The sequence below is a fragment of the Saccharibacillus sp. WB 17 genome (assembly GCF_008634075.2).
GTDB classification, from domain to species: domain Bacteria; phylum Bacillota; class Bacilli; order Paenibacillales; family Paenibacillaceae; genus Saccharibacillus; species Saccharibacillus brassicae.
The window spans coordinates 154,486-174,808 of record NZ_VPFK02000015.1 but is presented as its reverse complement, the minus strand read 5'-3'; the positions used below and the strand labels follow the sequence as shown (position 1 = coordinate 174,808).

Genomic DNA, 20,323 nt, shown 5'->3' with positions numbered 1-20,323 from the left:
CTCATTTTAACCTCTCTTATTGTAAACCAAACAAATCGTCCAAGACCAGTCTTTGCGACCGATTGAGGACGGGGAAAAAACACTTTTTTCGTTTGATGCGGCAGGTGGCGGGTAATACATACGTATCCCGACCCAACGCCAAACAGCGGCGGACGCGCAAGCGGCCGGCGGATGAAGGAGGTTGAACAGGATGGATGACAAAGCCAAAAGCCTGTTGGATCACAAAAAAGATCATGATCACAGCGGCGAATTGAAGCATTTTGTCGAGAATCAGGTCGAAACGGCGGAGTCCGCGGGACCAAGCCGGGTAGAAGCGACCAAAGACCAGCGCATGGATCAACAGAACAGGCTCAAAGACCAGCAAAATATGCGCAGGTAAGCAGCGACCGCAAACGCGAGCGACGACGAACAGAACCCAACTACTGAAATGCAGCCAGGAGGTTGACCGACATGGACGACAAAGCCAAAGAACTGCTCGAACAGAAAAAAGCGAACGATCAGGGCGGCGAGTTGAAAAAGTTTGTGGAGAACCAAGTGGAAGGCAGCGGCAGAAACGTTCCTTCGGACATCGAAGCGACCAAAGGCCAGGTCCTCGACCAGCAGAATCGCCTCAAAGACCAGGAGAACCGCACGGCCAGCCATACCGGCGACCGCGGCGCGGATCCCAAAGTCTAAACCGTATACGCGGGCAGCCCGAAAAGGCCCGCGACGATTTCACCCATACAGCAGCCCAAACGGCTCCGGCCTCGCTCCCCAGGGAGAGAAGCCGGGGCTTTTTCGTCGTTTTTATTCATCGCTGCGGTTGTCACGGTGCCGGCCTATCCCCTATAATCGAAAGGCGATAACTGCAACAGTACAGCTGCCGAGGTCCTGCGAGGCACATCTGACGGAACGTTTCCGGTCAGGCGAAGCCCGCGGGTTAAAAGGGAAGCCGGTGCAAGTCCGGCACGGTCCCGCCACTGTAACACGGGAGGAATCCACAACGCCATTGCGATCATACGTGAGAAGGCGGATTCCGCGCTGCCCCCCGCGAGTCAGGAGACCTGCCCGGCAGACCCGATTGCGGGTCCCGTCTTCGAGGAAAGACGCTCCTTGCACGTACGCCCGAGACTCCGATTCCCCGCGCGCCGTTTTTTGAGGCCCGCGCTCCGGGGTCTTTTGGCGTGCGTCCCTGAAGCCCTTTCCGCCCAACCGGCCGGATCGGGCTTTTTGTTTGGGTACATGCAGAACACGCCGAACAGACATTCAAGGGGGAACCACCATGACACACGAAAACAACGACACACAGACCCGCCCACTCTTGATCCGCGGCCGCAGAATTCTGCTGACCGGCGTCTCCGCGCTGCTGTTGGCTGTCGGCCTTGCCGCGTGCGGCGGCCGGACGGCGGAAGCGCCGCAGCCCGCGCCGAGCGAGAGTCAGGCTGCCGGACAAGCCGCGGCGCCGGCCGATTCGTCGCAGGCGGCCGACGCCGCGCAGCAGACCTCTTATCCGCTCACGCTTACAGACGCGACCGGCACGGAAGTGACGTTCGAGTCCGCGCCCAAGCGGATCGTCTCGCTGGCGCCGTCCGAGACGGAATCGCTGTTCGCGCTCGGCCTGGACGAGCAGATCGTCGGCGTCTCGGACAACGACGATTACCCGGAAGCGGCGCAAAGCAAGCCCAAAATGGGCGGCTTCGAACTGAACACCGAAGCGATCGTGGCTGCGCAGCCGGACATCGTGTTCACGGCGGATCTCACCGACGACGCGACGGTCGAATCGCTGCGCGGGCTCGGACTGACCGTGTTCAAGTTCAATCCGGATACGCTGGAAGACGTCATGACCGATATCGCGACGTACGGCGAGATCGTCGATCGCCAAAGCGCAGCCAAAGCGGTAACCGACAAGATGCGCGCCGGGATCGAACAGGTGCGCACGGCGGCCGCTTCCATTGCGGAAGACGAGCGCAAAACGGTGTATCTGGAATTTTCGCCGGGCTGGACGGTCGGCACCGGCGAATTCATGCACGAGCTGATCGAGACGTCCGGTGCGGTCAACGCCGCCGCGGATACGCAGGGCTGGAGCGAAGTGGATGCCGAAGCGATCATCGCGGCGAATCCCGACGTCGTGCTCTACAGCAAGCTGTCGGTCGACCCCAAGACGATCAAAGAGCGGAGCGGCTGGCAGCAGTTGACGGCGATCCGGGAAAACCGACTGGTCGCGATCGACGACAATCTGGTCAGCCGTCCCGGACCCCGCTTGTCCGAAGGGCTGATTGCGGTGTTCGACGCGATCTATCCGGATAAGCGGCAATGATCCGCCGGCTGGGCGGATACGGACTGCTTGCCGTCGCCCTGCTGCTGACAAGCCTCGTGCTGACGCTGCGGATCGGTTCGGTCAACCTGCCCGCCGGCCAGATCGCGGGCATTCTGCTGCACGAACTGCCGGGTATCGGCAGCGCCGTTGCGCAGACGTGGGACGAGGCTTCGGCGCAGATCGTGCTGCGGGTACGGCTGCCGCGCATCGTGCTGTCGATGCTCGTCGGCGCGGCGTTGGCGCTTGCCGGCGCCGCTTTTCAGGGCGTGCTGCGCAATCCGCTCGCCGATCCGTTCACGCTTGGCGTCTCGTCCGGTTCTTCGATCGGTGCGGCGCTCCTGATCTTCTTCGGGCTGCGCACGGCCTGGATCGGGCAGTGGACGCTTCCGCTGACCGCGTTCGTGACGGGCGCGGCGACGCTGTTTGCCGTGCTGGCGCTGGCCCGGGACCGGGGCAGGCTTCCCGTGCACGGGCTGCTGCTGGCCGGGGTCGTCATGCAGTCGTTTCTCGGCGCGGCGGTGACGTTTCTGTCGGCGCTGTCCGACCGTCCGGTGAACGAGATTCTGTTCTGGACGATGGGCAGCCTGAACCTGCGGGGCTGGAGCTATTCGGCGCTGCTGCTGCCGTACGTGCTGATCGGCGGGCTGTTTCTGTGGGCGAACGCGGGCGCGATGAATCTGTTCGCGCTCGGCGAGCGCAGGGCGGCGCAGCTCGGCTTGAACACCGAGCGCACCAAAACGTCCGTGCTGCTGGCAGCTACGCTGGTCGCGGCCGCCGCCGTATCGGTGTCCGGCGTGATCGGCTTCGTCGGCCTCGTCGTGCCGCATATGATCCGGCTGATCGCCGGACCGGATTACCGGCTGCTCGTGCCGCTGTCCGCGCTCGGCGGAGCGCTGTTCCTGATGTGGGCCGACACGCTGGCCCGCTCGCTGCTCGGCGGATCGGAGATTCCGCTCGGCGTCGTGACGGCGTTCGCCGGCGCGCCGTTCTTCGCGCTTCTGCTGCAGCGGGGCAAGCGCGGCAAAGGAGGGATCGGATGAAGCGGAGAAACGTATTCGCGGCATGGGCGTACCGGCGGGTGGCCGGTCCGGATCGGCATTCGACCGGGTCGGCCGCCGGAGCCGAGAACGGCGCCGCATCGGCGGCGGACGCCGGATCGCCGCGCGCCCGCGCGGACGAAAGCGTCCCGCCGGCGATCGAGCTGCGCGGCGCGGCGTGCGCTTACGGCGAGTGCGAAGCCGTCCGTCCGCTGGACTGGACGGTACGGCGCGGCGAATGGTGGGCCGTGCTCGGGCCCAACGGCAGCGGCAAGACCAGCCTGCTCGGGCTGGTCTCCGGCGCGGAGCGCCCGTCGGCCGGCGAAGTCCGCCTGGACGGCCGGCCGCTTGCGGCATACAGCCGCCGCGAACAGGCTCGCCGCCTGGCCGTGCTGCCGCAGGAAGGCCTGCCGCCGCTCGGCCTGACGGTACGGGACGCGCTGGAGATGGGGCGCTTCCCGTACCGCGACCGCTTCGGCCGCGATCCCGACCCCTATGCGCCGGAGCGGCTCGCCCGCATTGCGCGGCGGCTGGAACTGACGGCGCTGCTGCCGCGCCGCCTCGACGAACTGAGCGGCGGGCAGCGGCAGCGCGCCGCGCTCGGACAGGTCATGGCGCAGCAGCCCGAGATTCTGCTGCTGGACGAGCCGACCGCGTACCTGGACATTTATTATCAGCTCGACGTCATGGAGCTGGTGCGGGAGTGGCGCGAGGAAGAAGGGCTGACGGTCGTGGCCGTGCTGCACGACCTGAACCTGGCCGCCCAGTATGCCGGGCGGCTGCTGCTGCTGCGCGAAGGCAGCCGGGCGGCCGAAGGCACGCCGGAAGAAGTGCTGGCGCCGGACATCGTCGGCGGCGTATTCGGCGTCGCCCCGCCGCTCGTCGTGCGGCGCGAAGAGATCGGCGCGCCGCAGCTGCTGTTCCGGGCGGACGGTCCGCCGCGGAGCGCGAAGTAACGTTCCGCCGCTTCGATTCCCGGTTCGATGGGTCCCGAACAGCATTCAAAGCTCGACAAAAAGGCCGGAGAATGACTCTCCGGCCTTTTTGCGTTCGATGATTTGATTATTGGATGGGATGAAGATGTATACCGTTTCCGCCGGATGATATCCGCTGCACGGCTGGGCGGACAGCTGCATGCCGCTTTTTTTGCTCAGATCGCTCAGATCGGTCAGGTCGCTCAAATCGTTCAGCCCCGTCAGCCCGGTCAGCCCGGTCAGATCTTGAAGCGCCGCACGGTGTCTTCGAGTTCTTCCGCCTGCCGGGTCAATTCGCCGACGGTACGTGCATACAGTTCCATTTCTTCCAGCTGCCGGGCGCTGCCGCTCGATACGTCCGCGACCCGCGCCTGAACGCGTTCCGTAATGCGGGCCGTTTCCTCGACCGAAGCGCTGACCTGCTGGCTGCCGGCCGATACCTGCTGCGTCGACGACGATACGTCCTGCACAGACTGGCTNGCGCGCTGAGGGAATGTTCGATCTGGCCGGTCGCTTCGCGGGACTGGTCGGACAGCTTGCGCACTTCTTCCGCGACGACAGCGAAGCCCCGGCCGTGTTCGCCGGCGCGCGCCGCTTCGATCGAAGCATTGAGCGACAGCATCTGGATCTGTTTGGAGATGCTCGTGATCGCTTCGAGCACTTCCGTGATCTCGTCGGAACTCGAACCCATCGTTTCGATGTAGGCCCGGGCCTGCACGGTTGTCGCCTGCACACGGTTCATCTGTTCGACGGCCTGCTGCGCAAGGGCGTTGCCGGAGACGGCTTCTTCCGAAGCGCGGGAGATCTGATGGTTGACTTCGGCGGCGGATTCGGCGATATGCTGGATGCCGCCGCTGATCTCTTCCATCGCTTTGGCGTTCTCGGCCGTACCGCTTGCGACTGTCTCGCTGCTCTTGGCGATTTCGCTGGCCGACGACGAAGATTGTTCGCCGATTTCGTACAGTACGACGATACCGCGGGACAATTCGAGCGAGTCGTTTTTGACCCGGTCCGTCGCTTCGAGCACCTGGCCGATCATGCCGCGAAGATTGGTCGTCATCTGCTGGAACGCCGAAGCGAGCTGCGCGATCTCGTCGCGGCCTTTCACTTCGATATTCGCCTGCAGGTCGCCTTCGGCGACGAGCTGCGCGTGTTTGACCAGGCGGCCGAGCGGCTTCGTCATTTGGCGGCTGACCGCCGCCGCGACAAGCGCGCCGAGCACGATCACGACGACCGTGATACCGAGGCTCGTCAGCAGGATGGCCTGCGTCACCTGCGTTACGAAGTTGGCGTCAAGCGTGGCGCCTACGAGCAGCGTGCCGCCCGGAACGGACAGATAGCCCTGCAGGTCGGCGTCATCGTCGTTTTGGTTGAGCGGCGTAATCACCGCGTCTTTGCCGCTTTTGAGCGCCTGCTGCATGTAAGGCGAGACGGACATTTTCTGTCCGACTTCGATTTCGGAATCCGTGCTGGCCATCACGACCGTCGCTTCTTCGCCCTGCACGTTCAGGATATACACGTTTTCGAGCCGGAATTCGGACTTGGAATCGTTGAGGTACGTCTGAAGCTTCATCGAAGCGGCGGCGTTCGCTTTGGCGGCCATGCCGGCCTGCGTCGAATCGATGCCGCCCGCAATTTCGGAGATGCTCAGATCCAGCGTTTTGCTGAATTCGGGAATGATCCGGGTATGGAGCGTATTATTGAATATAAAGAAAAAACTCCCGCAAAGAAGCAGGCTTACCGCGAGTATGATCGCTCCCGACAGGGTAATGATTTTACGGCTGATAGAACGGTTTAACATGATGTGCTCTCCCTTCATTGTAAAACGACTGCAATTCAGCATGCACGACAGGTCCTTTTCAAAAAGTCGAGACTTGGTGTGCAGATTCATGAAGTGTAAAACCGGGACAAAAGTCGGGTAACCGAGAATTAAATCAGGAACAAAGAACGAAGTTAGCAAGCAAAAAGCCGGAAACTCCAACAAATTATTCTTCCACATCATACATGAGAAGAGTGAAATTTGACCATATTTATGTAAGCTCTTTATGAAAATTTTGCAAACTCCAAAAAAGTATATCAAAAGCATCGGAATAGTGGTATTATAAATCACAGATTATAAAAGGACTTACATACACGGACAGTTGACCGCTGTTCGAATACAGACAAAGAGAGGGATTGAACGAATGGAAACCTTTTTCGTAATTTTGAACATCGCCGTGCTGGCGGGGCTTGCGGTGCTGCTCTACATCATGCAGAAGCGCCACGTCTCTTTTAGCAAACGGGTCTTTACCGCGCTTGGCCTGGGCATCCTGCTTGGCGGCGCCCTGCAATGGATCTACACTTCCGAATCGGAAGTCGTCTCGCGTTCGATGGATTGGTACAGCCTGCTCGGCAGCGGCTACGTCGGACTGCTGCAGATGATCGTCATTCCGCTGATCATGGTGTCGATTATCACGGCGATCATGAACATCAAAGGCGGCAAGAAGCTCGGCAAGATCAGCGCTTCCGTCCTGATTACGCTCGTGCTGACGACAGCGATCGCCGCAGCGGTCGGCATCGCCTCCGCGATGGCTTTCGGCCTGAACGCGGAAGATCTGCTGGCCGGACAGGGCGAAGCCGAGATCGCGCGCGGCGAATCGCTGGAATCGCGGCTGGGTGACGTAGAAGGCGTCTCGCTGCCGGAACAGATCCTGTCCTTCATCCCGACCAATCCGTTCGCGGACATGACGGGAGCCCGTCCTTCCTCGACGCTTGCCGTCGTCATCTTCTCGGCCTTTATCGGTCTGGCCGTATTGGGCCTGGACCGCAAAAACGCGCAGCAGGCGGAGACGTTCCGCGGCATGATCAATGCGGTACACGGCGTCGTCATGCGCATCGTGACGATGATTCTGCGCCTGACGCCGTACGGCATCCTGGCGCTGATCGCCAAGATGATGGCCACAACCGACCCGGCCGGCATCGCCAGGCTGGCCGAATTCGTTGTCGCTTCGTACGTGGCGCTGATCGTCATGTTCGTTATTCACCTGGTGATCCTGCTGCTGTTCGGCATGAACCCGGTCACGTATGCGAAAAAGGTCGTCTCGACGCTTATCTTCGCGTTCACTTCGCGTTCGAGCGCGGCGACGATTCCGCTTAATATCGAGACGCAGACCAAAAAGCTCGGCGTGTCCGAAGGCGTAGCGAATCTGTCCGCAAGCTTCGGCGCGACGATCGGCCAGAACGGCTGCGCGGGCATCTATCCGGCCATGCTGGCCGTCATGATCGCTCCGGCGGCAGGCGTGGAAGTCAATCTCTCGTTCATTCTCACCCTGATCGCCGTTGTAGCCATCAGCTCGTTCGGTGTAGCGGGCGTAGGCGGCGGCGCGACGTTCGCGGCGCTGATCGTGCTCTCGACGATGAACCTGCCGGTCGCGCTGGCCGGACTGCTGATCGCCGTCGAGCCGCTGATCGATATGGGCCGTACCGCCCTGAACGTCAACGATTCGATGGTGGCCGGCGTCGTCACAGGCAAAGTGACCGGCGAGATCGACAAGAAAACGTTCGATTCCGCCGAGACGCCGGAACTCGAAACGGCGAGCGCGTAAGCAGGGATCTTCGATCCGCGGCAGCTGCCGCACCGGAAACGGCCTTCGGGCCGTTTTTTTGTTTGCCCGCATTTGTCGAGCCGTATTCACAACGTTCAAAAAACAGTGGTATAAAAACGGCCGCCATGTTAAAGTGATACAGGACTTCGGGCCCCGCAGCGGTGCGCGTCGCTTTTTGGCGTGCTTTCGCAGCGGGCGCGAAAATCATATCACGCGGTTCGTAACCATCCCGCGATACCAAAACTAGGGGGCTTATCCGGTGTTCAACTTTACTTGGGGCGTCTTTTTCGTCCTGGTCAACTTTGCGTTCTTCCTGCTCTGCTTCAAATTTTTCGGCAAAAAAGGGCTGTATGCCTGGGTCGGGGTAGCAANGCCGCGCGCCGCGCGGTCTGGTTCGGCTTTTTCATGCTGATCATGACGACGGTCATCATGCAGATGGTACTGCGTTTCGTACCTTCGGAAGTCGATTTTGCGCAGGGACCGATGGAGGCGCTGTTCGGCCTGCTGCCGAGACTCGCGCTCGGCAGCCTGGCGGCTTACCTGGTCAGCCAACTGCTGGACGTCTACTTGTACGCCGCGATCCGCCGCAAGTTCGCTTCCGCCAATCAACTGTGGATTCGCAACAACGGCAGCGGCTTCGTCAGTTCCTTCGTCGATACGCTGATCTTCTGCGCGATCGCATTCACCGGTCCCGAATACGGCGGATTCTCCGTCTGGATTCAGCTGTTCGTCTCGACCTACGTGTTCAAGTTCATTCTGACCGCGGCCGGCACTCCGGTACTGTATTGGGCGCGCGGCATGAAAGTGCCCGCCGAAGAAGCCGATTCCGGCCTGCCGACCGTTCCGGCCGAGCACGCGGCAGTCAAATAGGAACCGGGCGTATCGCCCGTTCGATCAGCGAAGACTTCGACGGTCCGGCCGACTCGCGCGCGGATCATCGATCCCTAATTATGAAAAAGCGGCTCCCGATAGATTCGGGAGCCGCTTTTTTGCGAGCTTTTTGATCGGATTTGGCATTTCCGGACTCCGCCGTGCCCGATCAGCCGATGACCGTCAGCTGTTTGGGGAACGTCGTGAGCACGTCCACGCCGCTTGGCGTCACGATCACGTCGTCTTCGATCCGCACGCCGCATTCGCCGGCGACGTAGATGCCCGGCTCGACGGTGAAGCAGAGGCCTTCGGTCACGAGTTGTTCGTTCGCTCCGTGCACGGACGGATATTCATGCACGTCCATGCCGAGTCCGTGTCCGAGCCGGTGCATAAAGTACGGGCCGTAACCGGCTTCCGTGATCACTTCGCGCGCGGCGGCGTCGACCGAAGCGAGGGTGACGCCCGGCCGGGCATGCGCGATCGCGGCCAGATTGGCGGCCAGCACCGTCTCGTAGATCTTGGTTGCTTCGTCGCTCGGACGCTCGGCCACGGCGAAGGTGCGCGTAATGTCCGATGCATAGCCGTCGAGGTACACGCCCATATCGAACATGAGCATATCGCCGGCCGCGATTCGGCGTGAGCCCGGAGTGCCGTGCGGCAGCGCCGTTTTGTCGCCGGTCAGCACCATCGTGTCGAACGAAGGGCCCTGCGCGCCGAGTTTCTTCATTTGATATTCCAGTTCGGCCACGATCTCGATCTCGGTGACGCCGACGCGGACATGCTTGAGTCCTTCGGTCAGTACGGCTTCGATCAGATGGACCGCCCGGCGCAGCTTCTCGATTTCTTCCGGCGTTTTGGCCGCGCGCAGCGCGCTGAGCACGCCGCCCACGTCCGCATAGCGGTCAGCGCCGAGCGCGGCGCTGAGCCGTTCGAAGCGCGAGACCGACAGATGGTCTTTTTCGATGCCGAACGCGCCCGGCACGCTGCCGATCCAACCTTGCAGCAGAGCGTACGCATCGTCGGTATCGCCGTGGGTACGGATCAGCGGAACGGAAGAATGCGCTTTGGCGTCTTCAAGGTCGAGTGCGGGGACGACCAGAAACGGTTCGTCATGCTTCGGAATCGCCAGGCCGAGAAAGCGTTCATGCGGATCGGAGAAGAAGCCGGTCAGATAGCCGACATGCTTCGGATCGGTAATAAGCAGGCCTTCGAGTGCCTGTTCGTCCATATGGGTTCTGAGCTGCTTCCAGCGTTGATCGTTCATCAATCGTTCACTCCCGTAAATTATCTTGTAGTCAGGCGCCGCAGTTCGCCGCGTACGTCGCCTTCGAACAGTCCGCCGTGGTAGCACAGTACCCGGTCGATCTCAAGGTCGAGCAGCTGCTTCAGCGAAGCGACAGCCTGATCCATATCCTGCGTATAACGCGGCTCGGCCAGTTCCAGTTCGCCGTTCGACACGCGCATCGCGTCGCCCGCGAGCAGCAGCTTCTCGCCCGGCACGTAGAGGCTGATATGGCCCGGCGTATGGCCGGGCGTATGCAGCACGCGGATGCCGCCCTGCAGCGGCAGAAGTTCCCCGTGCGCGAGCACTCTCGTCACGCGGCCGGGAACGAGCGTGTCCAGCATACGCTGCAGCGGTTCGCGCCGCTGCGGCGGCATGTCGATCAGCGTCTGCGGCGGCAGCTTGATCAGCGGTTTCTCGCCTTCGAGGTAAGGGCGTTCGTCCGCATGCGCCCAAATTTCGACGTGCGGCAGCCGCTGCAGCAGATCGGGCAGCGTGCCGATATGATCGGCGTCCTGATGCGTGAACAGGATGCGTCTGATCGATTCCGGCTGCAGGCCGGCCTGCACAATGCGGTCTTCGAGCTGTTCGTACATGCCGGGCAGCCCCGTGTCGACCAGCGTCAATCCGTCTTCGTCTTCAAGCAGAGCCGCATGGAACGCATGCGCCGCTCCGCCGCCGTCGGGCGTCAAGGCCAAGTCCGTTATTCCTGCCGTGATTTTCATGAATATCGCCGGATTCCCGGCCCACCTCCCGTAAATTTCGGTTAGGCCGCCGCATGCGTTCGCGCGGCGCTTCCGCTGTCCATTATAAACCAAGAAGCGGGCAGGAGCCAAAAAAGAAGCGCGGCTTCCAGTATTAGGGTTGACAGTAATCGCCGGAACAGGCTATGATGAATTTACTATTTGACAAAGGAGGATGGCAGCAATGATCGTCGTTAACCGTTTGAGAACCTATTTGACAACCGAACAACAGCCTTTCGTTCTGCCTGTCCTCGACGGGTACGGCCTGGCTTGAATGATCCCGAAGCACGGTCCTTTTCCCGCGAATCTTTCGTTTTCGCGCGAACATCGGACCCTGCGACGCGGCCCTTCTTCGTTTTCCCGCTTTCATGCGGCGAGGACGTATAGAAGCGGAGGGACGGTCCCGATCATTCAGGCGACGCCGGCATAGCCGCGGACGAGACGTCCGCGGCTTTTTGTTATGCTTTTTTACCCCGACTCCCAACGCTTTGTCCAAATAGAGAGGAATGAATTTTACTTTTATGCCAAGTTACTCCGAATCGAATCTTTATCCAACCGGACTTCAACCGAACGAATCGTTTTACCGCGAAGTGGAGCTTCCCGCCGGCAGCGTCCACGTCTACGCGGACGAGGAGATGTATGCCGGACTCGATCCCCGCATCTTCGATATGGCCGGGCACAATTTGCAAATTCCCGGCATCCGCTATATGGGCTACACGCCCGACGTGCATGTAGGCGTCGGCACGTGCATCGGCACGACGGCGGTCTGGAACCGGGAGGGCGGCATGGTCTCCCCGTCGATCGTCGGCAGCGATATCGGCTGCGGCATGCGGGTGCATCTGACCAATCTGCATCGCAGCGACGTCCAGGACCTGCGCCTGCGCCGCAAGCTCGTGAACCGGATCGAAAAATATCTGCCGATGGAGGCGCATCAGCGGGGCGCGTTCTCCGATCTGCGGATGGACCATATCGTACAAAAAGGACTCAAAGGACTGCCGAATAAATATTTGCCGGAGAGCGTCTCCGCCAAACGTTCGCCTTCGCTGACCCATGTGGAGCATGCACGGTTCGCGTTCGATCCGGAAGAATTGAACGCGGTGGCCGATACGTACTGGGTCAAAGGACTGCGCCAGCTCGGCACGCTCGGCGGCGGCAATCATTTTGCGGAAATTCAATATATCGAAATCGCGGAAGAAAACCGGCAGCTGGCCGAGCGATGGGGCATGCGCGACGGGCAGGTGGTCGTCATGATCCATTCCGGCTCGCGGGCCTGGGGAGCGATGGTCAGCCAGCATTATACGTCGATGGCGGCGCGGGCGATGAAACGGCTCGATCTGCGTACCGACGATCCGAGGCTGATCTTCGCGCCGCTGGATTCGCCGGAAGGACGCCGCTATACGGACATGATGGCTTCGGCGCTCAACGTCGCGGTCGTCAACCGCCATCTGATCGCCTACGCGATCCGCGAAGCGTTCCTCGACATCTTCGGCTCCAAGTTCCAAATGGATATTTTATACGACCTGATGCACAACTACGCCTGGGAAGAAAGCCACGGCGGGGAAGACTGGTTCGTGCACCGCAAAGGCGCCACCCGCGCCCTGCCGGCCGGCCACCCCGACAATCCCGATGCCTACGCGCAGACCGGCCATCCGGCGCTTATTCCGGGCTCGATGGGCACCTCTTCGTACATCATGGCGGGACTGCCGAGCGGGGCGGGCAATTACCATTCGATCTGCCACGGCGCCGGCCGGATCCGTTCGCGCACCGCGACGAAAAAGCTCGTGACGGTGGACGAATTCGCCGCCGCGCTCAAAGTCGGCACCGAAGAAGAAGTGATCGTCAACCACAATGCGCTGGGCGTGATTCTGGACGAATCGCCGCAGGCGTACAAGGACGTCGATCGGATCATCCACAGCGTCGCCGGAGCGGGACTCGCTTCCGTCGTCGCCAAATGCAAGCCGCTTGCGGCAGTGAAGGGAGCAAAAACCTGAGATGGAACAAAAAGTACGCCAAGATAACGAACATCAAGATCACGAACATCAGAATCATGAACGTCAGGATCACAAGCAAAGCGGCGGAGGAACCCCGATTTCCGCCGGCGAAGAACGCACGATCGTCGCTTACGAACCGGGCAATCCCAATATGGCGGAATACGAATCGTATGCCCGCGTGACGAGAGGCATCGAAGCGATGCTGAAAGAAAAATACGGCATGACCTACTCGCTGTACGCAAGCGACGACGGCAACCACGATTATTGGGAGCTGCTTGAAGAAGACGTCAAAAACGGCGCGCCGGAAGTGGAATGCGCCGGCCGGATCTACGAAGGGATCGAAGGGCGTACGTTCGCGTACGACGAAGACAGCAGCACGCCGGAGTATACGATTCACCCGGCTATTCGCAACAACGTGTTCGTGTACGCGGAGCAGGGCGTCGCGCTTGCGCGTATTCCGATGTTCCGCCAGCACGGCATTTACAGCGAAGATTTCGTGTTTGCGACAGGCGACGCCGCGATCAGCGCTTTTCTGAGCGGCGTTCGTACCCGTCAGCGCAATCGCGATCAAGGCCGGATTACCGTGTTCACGGATACGAACAACGGCATGCAGCGCGAAAGCGAGCCGATCACGCGGGCCGTCTCGCGCGACGACGTTATTTTGCCCGAACCGCTCAAAAAAGAAATTTATCGGTCGCTTGACCAGTTTTTCGCGTCGGACCGGAGTTTCTACCGCAAGCATAACCTGCCGTTCAAACGGGGCATCCTGCTGTACGGCCGTCCCGGCAACGGCAAGACGACGCTCGTCAAATCGATCGCCGGCAGCGTGCAGGGACCGGCCGCTTATTGGCAGATCACCGAATACACGTCCAGCGTATCGGTGCACGAAGTGTTCGAGACGGCGGCCCGGCTCGCGCCGATGGTGCTCGTCATCGAAGACATCGACTCCATGCCGCAGGGCGTGCGTTCGTTCTTCCTGAACACGCTGGACGGCGCGACGTCCAAAGAAGGCATTTTCCTGATCGGTACGACCAACTATCCGGACAAGATCGATCCGGGTCTCATGAACCGCGCCGGCCGGTTCGACCGTTCGTACGAGATCATGCTGCCGGACGCGGACCTGCGCCGGACGTTCCTGCAGCGCCGCGGCCTGCTGGAGTTCGTGTCGCCGGACGACATGGAACGCGCCGTATCGCTGACCAAAGGCTTCAGCATGGCGCAGCTCGGCGAACTGTACGTCTCGGCCGCGCTCGATTGGAACGAACGGGGCGAGGCGGATATCGCCGCGGTCGTTCGTTCGATGAACGGCGAGCTGAGCAAAGAGAAGCGCGGAAATTGGCTGGACGGCCATCACGGCGGTATCGGGTTCCAGTTGTAAAGACATGCAGAAAGCGCCCCGGATGATCCGGGGCGCTTTTTTTTAGGGCAAAAAAAAGAAGCGAATCTTGGGCAGATTCGCCTCTTTTGGAGGTGCGGTTCCGGGATGCGGCGCGGAAGTGCCGAACATCGATTAGATGATACGGCGGCGGAGCCAGCCGGAGATCAGGTCGATGATAATGACCAGCACGACGATGCCGAGCAGGATCACGCCGACGCGGCTCCAGTTCCGGGTCTGGAGCGCGAAGATCAGCGGAGTGCCGATGCCGCCCGCGCCGACGAGGCCGAGCACGGTCGCGGAACGGATATTGATCTCGAACCGGTACAGCGCGTACGAGATGAACTGCGGAATGACCTGCGGCAGGACGGCGAAGCGCAGCACCTGCAGCTTGCTTGCGCCGCACGCTTGCAGCGCTTCGCGCGGGCCGTCGTCAACCGCTTCGATCGTCTCGGAGTACAGCTTCGCGAGCATGCCGATCGAGTGGACGCCGAGCGCCAGGACGCCGGCGAATGCGCCGGGACCGACCGCGACGATGAACAGGATCGCCATGATGATCTCCGGGAAGACCCGGATAACCGTCAGGACGAACTTGCCGCTGCCGGAGATGATCTGCAGGCGGCTCATGTTGGCCGAAGCCCAGAACGCGAACGGGATACAGAGGAAGGCCGAGATGAACGTGCCGAGAATGGAGATGGTCAGCGTCTCCAGCAGGCCGCGCAGCAAATCTTCGCCTTCCGGCATGTAGACATAGCCCCAGTCCGGATGGGTGAAGCCGTCCCAGATCGATTTCATGACGGTGCTTCCGTATTCCTGGAAGCCTTCGAACTTGAGGCCCGACAGCGACCAGATGAACAGGAGGATCAATACGACGCCGATCAGCCAGTTGCGGATAATCGGACTGCGCGTTTTGGAAGGAACGGTTTGATTCATAGCAATTTCCTCCGTAGATAGGTACTGGCGTAATCGATCAACAGGACGATTACAAGCGTAAGCAAAATAATGATCGAAGCGCGATCATAACGCAGCGAGTTCAGCTGCTGGTCCAGATGCAGGCCGATACCGCCGGCGCCCACGAAGCCGAGCACGGCAGCCGCCCGCACGTTCACTTCGAACGCGTACAGCACGTACGAGAAGAAGTACGGCAGCGCCTGCGGGATGACGCCGAATACGATCAATTGAATTTTGTTGGCGCCTACGGAAGTCATCGCTTCGAGCGGGCCCGGATCGATCGCTTCGATCGCTTCGTACGTCAGTTTGGCCACGAGGCCGAACGAGAAGAAGACGAGAGCGAGCATGCCCGCGAAAGCGCCGATACCGAACACGGCAACGAAGATGGCGGCGAACAGCAGGTCGGGAATGGTCCGAACCAGGTTCAGCACCATGCGGACCGGAATGCTGACGATTTTCTTCGGAATGACGTTGGTGGCGGCCAGCAGCGCGACAGGGACGGCCAGGATCGAGCCGATGACGGTCGCCGCGATCGCGATTTGCACCGTTTCGACCATCGGTTCCCAGATGTCTTCGGCGTAACTCCAATCCGGTCGCATCATTTCGCCGAGAATCCGGCCCATGTTGGAACGGGCGCCGTCGCTGAACAGGCTCAGGAAGTTCGCGTCGACCTGATAGAAGCAGGCTACGAGCACGATGATGAAGAGCAGCCAGGTTGCCAGCATCTTGTAGCGCTGCGGCCCTTTGGAGTCCAGGGTCGGCGCCGGCTTTTTGGAAGGCGGAGGAGGCGGTGCGCCCACTTCCGCCGATTCCGGCGTAGGAGCAGGCGTCATACGGTTACGCCTCCTTTTGCAGCCTCGGCCGCCAGCAGCTCGTCTTCATTGATCGGACGGCCGTAGATTTCGGCAAATTTGGCATCGGTCGCCTCGGCGACCGGACCGTCGAATACGACTTCGCCGGCGCGCAGGCCGATGATGCGGGTCGCGTATTCGCGCGCCAGGTCGATAAAGTGCAAGTTGACGATCGTCGTGATCTTCAGCTCGCGGTTGATGCGTTGCAAGTCGTCCATGACCTGACGGGTCGTCAGCGGATCGAGCGAAGCGACCGGTTCGTCGGCCAGGATGACTTTTGGCTTCTGGGCCAGGGCGCGGGCGATCGAGACGCGCTGCTGCTGTCCGCCGGACAGCTGATCGGCGCGGATATACGCTTTCTCGCGAATATTGACGCGGCTGAGCGCGTCGAGCGCGATCTCGGTATCTTCTTTCGGGAAGTAACCGAACATCGTGCTGAACGTCGAATGGTAACCGACGCGTCCGGACAGGACGTTGCGCAGCACGGTGGCGCGCTTGACCAGATTGAAGCTCTGGAAGATCATGCCGATATCGCGGCGGATCCGGCGCAGCTGCTTGCCGCTCGCTTTGGTGACGGACTTGCCGTCGACGGTAATCTCGCCGGAACTGATATCGTGCAGGCGGTTGACGGAACGCAGCAGCGTCGATTTGCCGGCGCCCGACAGACCGACGATCACGACAAATTCGCCTTCGTGGATCTTCAGGTTGATATTGTTGAGGCCGATCGTGCCGTTGGGATACTGCTTGACTACATTTTTGAATTCAATCATCATTGCCCGCTTTCTCCGGTTGTGACCTTCCGCGATGCGGGAAGAACCGGTTAGATTTGCGCGTGCTCCAAACGCCGCACAGCGCCGCTTGCGGCTGTGAAAACCGCAAGCGGCGCTGCATGGAGAACCCGGATGAACGCGTTCAGATCGATTTTACCAAAATTATACCATAATGCCGAGTGAACGGTGAAGATTCAAACCTATTCGATCTTTTGGCCAACCGCTTCGGCGGATTCGCGAACGATTGCGAAGTTGGCGTCGTCGCCTTTTACGTAACCGACATGCGTGTACACGTCGTTGATAATTTTTTGGCCTTCCGGATCGTTGCCCAGCGCGATGAACGCGTCGGAAATTTTCGTTTTCCACTCGTCTGTCATATCGCTGCGCACGCTGACCGTATCGTTCGGGATCGGGTCGGTCGAGAACAGGATTTCCGTTTGATCGAACACGTCCGGCACGTCGCCTTTGACGGTGTTGCGAGCGTCCTGGAAGACGGCAACCGCGTCAACTTGTCCGTTCAGCAGAGCCAGTACCGCTTGGTCGTGGCCTTTGAGCGTAACGCCTTGAACGTCTTTGCCCGGGTCGATGCCGGCTTTGATCATCGCTGCCGCAGGGAAGACGTAACCGGCGGAAGACGTAACGTCCTGCCAGCCTACTTTTTTGCCTTTCAGATCTTCCAGGCTTTTGATGCCCGAATCTTTTTTCACGAGGATCAGGGACTTGTAGAAGTCGACTTTCTCTTCGGTCGGTGCGCCTGTTGCTTCTTCAACGCCGTAACGCTGCGCTTGCAGCAGCAGGTCGGCCGATTTTCTTACGTCGTGAGCCAGTACGTAAGCGTTCGGAGGCAGGAAGCCTACGTCGACTTGCTTGGCGGTCATGGCTTCGATGATGGTGTTATAGTTAGGAGAAACGCTGACTTTTACAGGAATGCCCAGTTCGTCGCCAAGCAGCTTCTCAAGCGGTTTCGCTTTGGCTTCGAGTGTCTCCGCATTTTGCGAAGGAACGAACTGCACGGTGAGTTCTTTCGGCGTGTAACCGGCTGCTGCCGCGTCGCCGCCTTCAGCCGACGTTCCGCCCGATGCGTTATTGCTGCTTCCACATGCTGCCAAACTTGCCGTAACGGCTACCGACATGCAGATCGTAAGTACTTTCTTGAACAAAATCTTTTCCCCCTCAGGTTTGGTTGGTTATGTGCGTTGCACTCTCGCGGCCCGAAGCCGACAAACAGAAGTGTACCAGCAATTTCCTGGGCATGAGTAAAGTTGGAACGCGATTTTTGTTAAACGCATGTAAAAATCTCGGACCGTCTCTTGCGGAAAACACCGTTAAGTGGCATCCTAATCAAGCCGGGAAAAATGGGAACTCCACGTTTTATCGCTCCAAGAAGCGAACATTCGAACCCTTTGTGTCAGTTAATGTTTTGTTTTTTCACTAACTACCACTGGTAAATTAAGCTTCATACAAGATAGTACCACAAATAACGAAAATTGCACGAGTTTTATCTGAAAAAGTCACGGAAAATTTTTGCAAAAATATCCATTCAAAAAAGCGTGGAATGAAATCTTACATAATGGAGGAGAGTAAACTGAGTATTAAAGCGAGCCTTAGAGTACTGGAAACGACGGATCTGCATGTGCATATGATGAACTACGATTATTACGGGGATCGCCCGGTTTTGGAATACGGTTTCGCGCAGACGGCGGCCCTGATTCGCCAGGCGAGAGCGGAACGCGGCAACGTGCTGCTGTTCGACAACGGCGATCTGCTGCAGGGCAATCCGATGGGCGATTACGTGGCGTCGGGCGGCATTCTGGACGAACCGGGCCGGATTCATCCGGTCTATGAAGCGATGAACGCTCTCGGTTACGACGCGGCGACGCTCGGCAATCACGAATTCAATTACGGGCTGGCGTATCTGGACCGCGCGCTGCAGGGCGCCGCTTTTCCGTACACGAACGCGAACCTGTACCTCGACGGGGAGAACGTGCCGCCGGGGTCGCATTATTTGCCGCCGTATCTGCTGCTTGAGCGCACGATCGAAGACGAGGACGGAGCTGTCCACCCGCTCAAAGTCGGCGTAATCGGCCTCGTCACCCCGCAGATTATGAACTGGGACAAAGCGAATCTCGAAGGACGTCTCCAAGCGGAAGACATGGTCGAAGCGGCCAAAACGTATGTGCCCAAGCTCAAGGAGGAAGGCGCCGACCTGATCGTGCTGCTGGCGCACTGCGGCTACGAAGACGTTCCGGAAGCGCCGATGACGGAAAACGCGGTGCTGCACCTCAGCCGTGTGCCCGGCGTGGACGTCATCTTGTTCGGCCATGCGCACAAAGTGTTTCCGGGCGCGGCGTTCGAAGGCAAGACCGGCGTCGATCTCACGCGCGGAACGATCAACGGCATTCCGGCGGTTGAAGCGGGCTACGCGGGCGATCATCTCGGCGTCGTCGATCTCGAACTCGAGCTGACCGGCAAAGGCTGGACCGTGACCGGCAGCCGCGCCGAAGCGCGTCCGGTGTACAATCTGTCGCAGGCCGCGGCGCTTGTGCGCACGGACGAAGACGTGGCAGAGTCGATCCGCGAAGCGCATGAAGGCACGCTGTCGTATATCCGCGCGGCGGTCGGAGAGACGACGGAGCCGATCGACAGCTTCTTCGCGCTCGTGCGCGATAGCGTCTCGGTGCAGATCGTCAACGACGCGCAGCGTTGGTATTTGCGCAAGCAGATGCAGGGGACGCCGTACGAGAATCTGCCGATACTGGCGGCCGGCGCGCCGTTCAAGACGGGCGGCCGCTACGGTCCCGCCTATTACACGCATATCCCGGCCGGCCCGCTTGCGGTCAAGCATATCGCGGATCTGTACAATTATCCGAATACGCTGTGCGCGCTGCTGCTGACGGGCGCCGAACTGCGGGAATGGCTGGAATGGGCCGCGGGCCTGTTCCTGACGATCGATCCGCGCGGCGGAGACGGCCAGAGTCTGATCGACCGGGATTTCCCTTCGTTCAATTTCGATATTATCGACGGCGTCACATACACGATCGACGTGACGCAGCCGGCCAAATATTCGGCTTCGTGCGAATCGCTGCATCCGGAATCGGCGCGAATCGGCGATCTTCGCTTCGAAGGCCGTCCGGTGTCGGCGGACGAACGCTTCGTCGTCGCGACGAACAATTACCGCGCTTTCTCCACGCCGGTCGCCAATCCCGACGGGCAGCGGATCATTCTATCTTCGGCGGACGAGAACCGGCAGATTCTGACCGATTATATCCGCAGCTGCGGCCGCATGTCGCCGCAGGCGGACAATAATTGGAGTCTGACGGGCGTGCCGGCCGGACTCAAGGTCGAACTGCTCTCGTCGCCGGACGCGCGCGAAGGCGGGCTGCCGGACGGTATCTCGTTCGCCGGCATGGGCGAAGGCGGATTTGCCCGGTTCGAAGTGGAACTGTCCGCCCTGGGCGGAAACCAAAAGTAACAGACGAAAAGGTTAGCAAGCTTGTGGTAAATTGAGAGCAGGCAGACAAGCGGGGAGGCGCAGCGGCGCTTCCCCGCTTTTTGCCGGCGAATCACGGCGCCCGCCAACGGCGCATCGACATCTGGGA

Annotated in this window: 17 protein-coding genes, 1 pseudogene and 1 riboswitch; of the genes and pseudogenes, 10 read left to right on the top strand and 8 right to left on the bottom strand. The window is 60.3% G+C overall.

Features of this window, described 5'->3' with window-relative positions; all coding sequences use genetic code 11:
- Nucleotides 1-190: 190 nt before the first annotated feature.
- The 5 genes from FTE24_RS08040 to FTE24_RS08020 all read left to right on the top strand — a co-directional run bounded on the left by FTE24_RS08040 (nucleotide 191) and on the right by FTE24_RS08020 (nucleotide 4,289).
- On the top strand, nucleotides 191-379 hold the full coding sequence (locus FTE24_RS08040; protein WP_150231522.1) for a hypothetical protein: 189 nt from the start codon (nucleotides 191-193) through the stop codon (nucleotides 377-379).
- Nucleotides 380-450: 71 nt separating this feature from the next.
- Complete coding sequence (locus tag FTE24_RS08035; protein ID WP_141448975.1) at nucleotides 451-675, top strand: hypothetical protein; 225 nt, start codon at nucleotides 451-453, stop codon at nucleotides 673-675.
- Between the two features lie 206 nt (nucleotides 676-881).
- Nucleotides 882-1,065, top strand: a riboswitch (cobalamin riboswitch).
- A gap of 196 nt (nucleotides 1,066-1,261) precedes the next feature.
- Nucleotides 1,262-2,296: an ABC transporter substrate-binding protein gene (locus FTE24_RS08030; RefSeq protein WP_150231520.1), complete on the top strand. Its 1,035-nt coding sequence runs from the start codon at nucleotides 1,262-1,264 to the stop codon at nucleotides 2,294-2,296.
- A complete protein-coding gene (locus FTE24_RS08025; protein WP_141448977.1) occupies nucleotides 2,293-3,336 on the top strand; it encodes a FecCD family ABC transporter permease in 1,044 nt (347 codons plus the stop codon). Before FTE24_RS08030 ends, FTE24_RS08025 begins: the two co-directional genes overlap by 4 nt.
- Nucleotides 3,333-4,289 carry an ABC transporter ATP-binding protein gene (locus tag FTE24_RS08020; protein WP_150231518.1) on the top strand — a complete coding sequence of 319 codons (957 nt, stop codon included), beginning with the start codon at nucleotides 3,333-3,335 and terminating at the stop codon, nucleotides 4,287-4,289. The genes FTE24_RS08025 and FTE24_RS08020 overlap by 4 nt, the downstream gene beginning before the upstream one ends.
- 45 nt (nucleotides 4,290-4,334) lie before the next feature.
- On the opposite strand, the gene FTE24_RS08015 is transcribed toward FTE24_RS08020, so the two are convergent.
- Both FTE24_RS08015 and FTE24_RS23610 read right to left on the bottom strand, forming a co-directional pair.
- Entirely contained in the window at nucleotides 4,335-4,514 is a 180-nt protein-coding gene (locus FTE24_RS08015) for a hypothetical protein (protein WP_150231516.1), read from the bottom strand.
- A gap of 82 nt (nucleotides 4,515-4,596) precedes the next feature.
- The gene (locus FTE24_RS23610) at nucleotides 4,597-5,490 is read right to left on the bottom strand and encodes a methyl-accepting chemotaxis protein (protein WP_442978163.1); all 894 of its coding nucleotides are present in this window, start codon (nucleotides 5,488-5,490) and stop codon (nucleotides 4,597-4,599) included.
- A gap of 1,000 nt (nucleotides 5,491-6,490) precedes the next feature.
- Here FTE24_RS23610 and FTE24_RS08005 point away from each other — a divergent pair.
- Together FTE24_RS08005 and FTE24_RS08000 are read left to right on the top strand one after the other, a co-directional pair.
- Nucleotides 6,491-7,891 carry an L-cystine transporter gene (locus tag FTE24_RS08005; protein WP_141448980.1) on the top strand — a complete coding sequence of 467 codons (1,401 nt, stop codon included), beginning with the start codon at nucleotides 6,491-6,493 and terminating at the stop codon, nucleotides 7,889-7,891.
- A gap of 259 nt (nucleotides 7,892-8,150) precedes the next feature.
- Nucleotides 8,151-8,761 (top strand): annotated as a pseudogene (locus FTE24_RS08000) (queuosine precursor transporter).
- A gap of 169 nt (nucleotides 8,762-8,930) precedes the next feature.
- Here the strand turns inward: FTE24_RS08000 and FTE24_RS07995 are convergent.
- On the bottom strand, nucleotides 8,931-10,025 hold the full coding sequence (locus tag FTE24_RS07995; protein WP_150231511.1) for a M24 family metallopeptidase: 1,095 nt from the start codon (nucleotides 10,023-10,025) through the stop codon (nucleotides 8,931-8,933).
- Between the two features lie 20 nt (nucleotides 10,026-10,045).
- Nucleotides 10,046-10,741: an MBL fold metallo-hydrolase gene (locus tag FTE24_RS07990; protein WP_160441692.1), complete on the bottom strand. Its 696-nt coding sequence runs from the start codon at nucleotides 10,739-10,741 to the stop codon at nucleotides 10,046-10,048.
- Between the two features lie 680 nt (nucleotides 10,742-11,421).
- Between FTE24_RS07990 and FTE24_RS07985 the strand changes: the two genes are divergently transcribed.
- Both FTE24_RS07985 and FTE24_RS07980 read left to right on the top strand, forming a co-directional pair.
- Nucleotides 11,422-12,777 (top strand): RtcB family protein, encoded by a 1,356-nt coding sequence (locus tag FTE24_RS07985; protein WP_237401694.1) that lies wholly within the window; start codon nucleotides 11,422-11,424, stop codon nucleotides 12,775-12,777.
- 151 nt (nucleotides 12,778-12,928) lie between these two features.
- Nucleotides 12,929-14,155: an AAA family ATPase gene (locus FTE24_RS07980; RefSeq protein WP_150232576.1), complete on the top strand. Its 1,227-nt coding sequence runs from the start codon at nucleotides 12,929-12,931 to the stop codon at nucleotides 14,153-14,155.
- A gap of 132 nt (nucleotides 14,156-14,287) precedes the next feature.
- Here FTE24_RS07980 and phnE (FTE24_RS07975) read toward each other — a convergent pair whose 3' ends face one another.
- The 4 genes from phnE (FTE24_RS07975) to FTE24_RS07960 form a co-directional block, all read right to left on the bottom strand.
- The gene (gene phnE / locus FTE24_RS07975; protein ID WP_150231506.1) at nucleotides 14,288-15,085 is read right to left on the bottom strand and encodes a phosphonate ABC transporter, permease protein PhnE; all 798 of its coding nucleotides are present in this window, start codon (nucleotides 15,083-15,085) and stop codon (nucleotides 14,288-14,290) included.
- Entirely contained in the window at nucleotides 15,082-15,828 is a 747-nt protein-coding gene (gene phnE, locus FTE24_RS07970; RefSeq protein WP_170315161.1) for a phosphonate ABC transporter, permease protein PhnE, read from the bottom strand. Before phnE (FTE24_RS07970) ends, phnE (FTE24_RS07975) begins: the two co-directional genes overlap by 4 nt.
- 104 nt (nucleotides 15,829-15,932) lie before the next feature.
- Complete coding sequence (phnC, locus tag FTE24_RS07965) at nucleotides 15,933-16,724, bottom strand: phosphonate ABC transporter ATP-binding protein (RefSeq protein WP_141450519.1); 792 nt, start codon at nucleotides 16,722-16,724, stop codon at nucleotides 15,933-15,935.
- 200 nt (nucleotides 16,725-16,924) lie between these two features.
- Nucleotides 16,925-17,884 carry a phosphate/phosphite/phosphonate ABC transporter substrate-binding protein gene (locus FTE24_RS07960; protein ID WP_150231503.1) on the bottom strand — a complete coding sequence of 320 codons (960 nt, stop codon included), beginning with the start codon at nucleotides 17,882-17,884 and terminating at the stop codon, nucleotides 16,925-16,927.
- Between the two features lie 410 nt (nucleotides 17,885-18,294).
- On the opposite strand from FTE24_RS07960, the gene FTE24_RS07955 reads away from it, so the two are divergent.
- Complete coding sequence (locus FTE24_RS07955) at nucleotides 18,295-20,196, top strand: bifunctional 2',3'-cyclic-nucleotide 2'-phosphodiesterase/3'-nucleotidase (protein ID WP_150231500.1); 1,902 nt, start codon at nucleotides 18,295-18,297, stop codon at nucleotides 20,194-20,196.
- The last annotated feature ends 127 nt before the right edge of the window (nucleotides 20,197-20,323 follow it).

Bases quoted from the DNA above. Each gene is read 5' to 3' on its own strand.
- phnE (WP_150231506.1), bottom strand. From the start codon at position 15,085: ATGAATCAAACCGTTCCTTCCAAAACGCGCAGTCCGATTATCCGCAAC.
- FTE24_RS07995 (WP_150231511.1), bottom strand. From the start codon at position 10,025: ATGAACGATCAACGCTGGAAGCAGCTCAGAACCCATATGGACGAACAG.
- FTE24_RS08025 (WP_141448977.1), top strand. From the start codon at position 2,293: ATGATCCGCCGGCTGGGCGGATACGGACTGCTTGCCGTCGCCCTGCTG.
- FTE24_RS08035 (WP_141448975.1), top strand. From the start codon at position 451: ATGGACGACAAAGCCAAAGAACTGCTCGAACAGAAAAAAGCGAACGAT.
- FTE24_RS07985 (WP_237401694.1), top strand. From the start codon at position 11,422: ATGTATGCCGGACTCGATCCCCGCATCTTCGATATGGCCGGGCACAAT.
- FTE24_RS08040 (WP_150231522.1), top strand. From the start codon at position 191: ATGGATGACAAAGCCAAAAGCCTGTTGGATCACAAAAAAGATCATGAT.
- FTE24_RS08020 (WP_150231518.1), top strand. From the start codon at position 3,333: ATGAAGCGGAGAAACGTATTCGCGGCATGGGCGTACCGGCGGGTGGCC.
- FTE24_RS07980 (WP_150232576.1), top strand. From the start codon at position 12,929: ATGGCGGAATACGAATCGTATGCCCGCGTGACGAGAGGCATCGAAGCG.
- FTE24_RS08030 (WP_150231520.1), top strand. From the start codon at position 1,262: ATGACACACGAAAACAACGACACACAGACCCGCCCACTCTTGATCCGC.
- FTE24_RS08005 (WP_141448980.1), top strand. From the start codon at position 6,491: ATGGAAACCTTTTTCGTAATTTTGAACATCGCCGTGCTGGCGGGGCTT.
- phnE (WP_170315161.1), bottom strand. From the start codon at position 15,828: ATGCTGGCAACCTGGCTGCTCTTCATCATCGTGCTCGTAGCCTGCTTC.
- phnC (WP_141450519.1), bottom strand. From the start codon at position 16,724: ATGATTGAATTCAAAAATGTAGTCAAGCAGTATCCCAACGGCACGATC.
- FTE24_RS07955 (WP_150231500.1), top strand. From the start codon at position 18,295: ATGGAGGAGAGTAAACTGAGTATTAAAGCGAGCCTTAGAGTACTGGAA.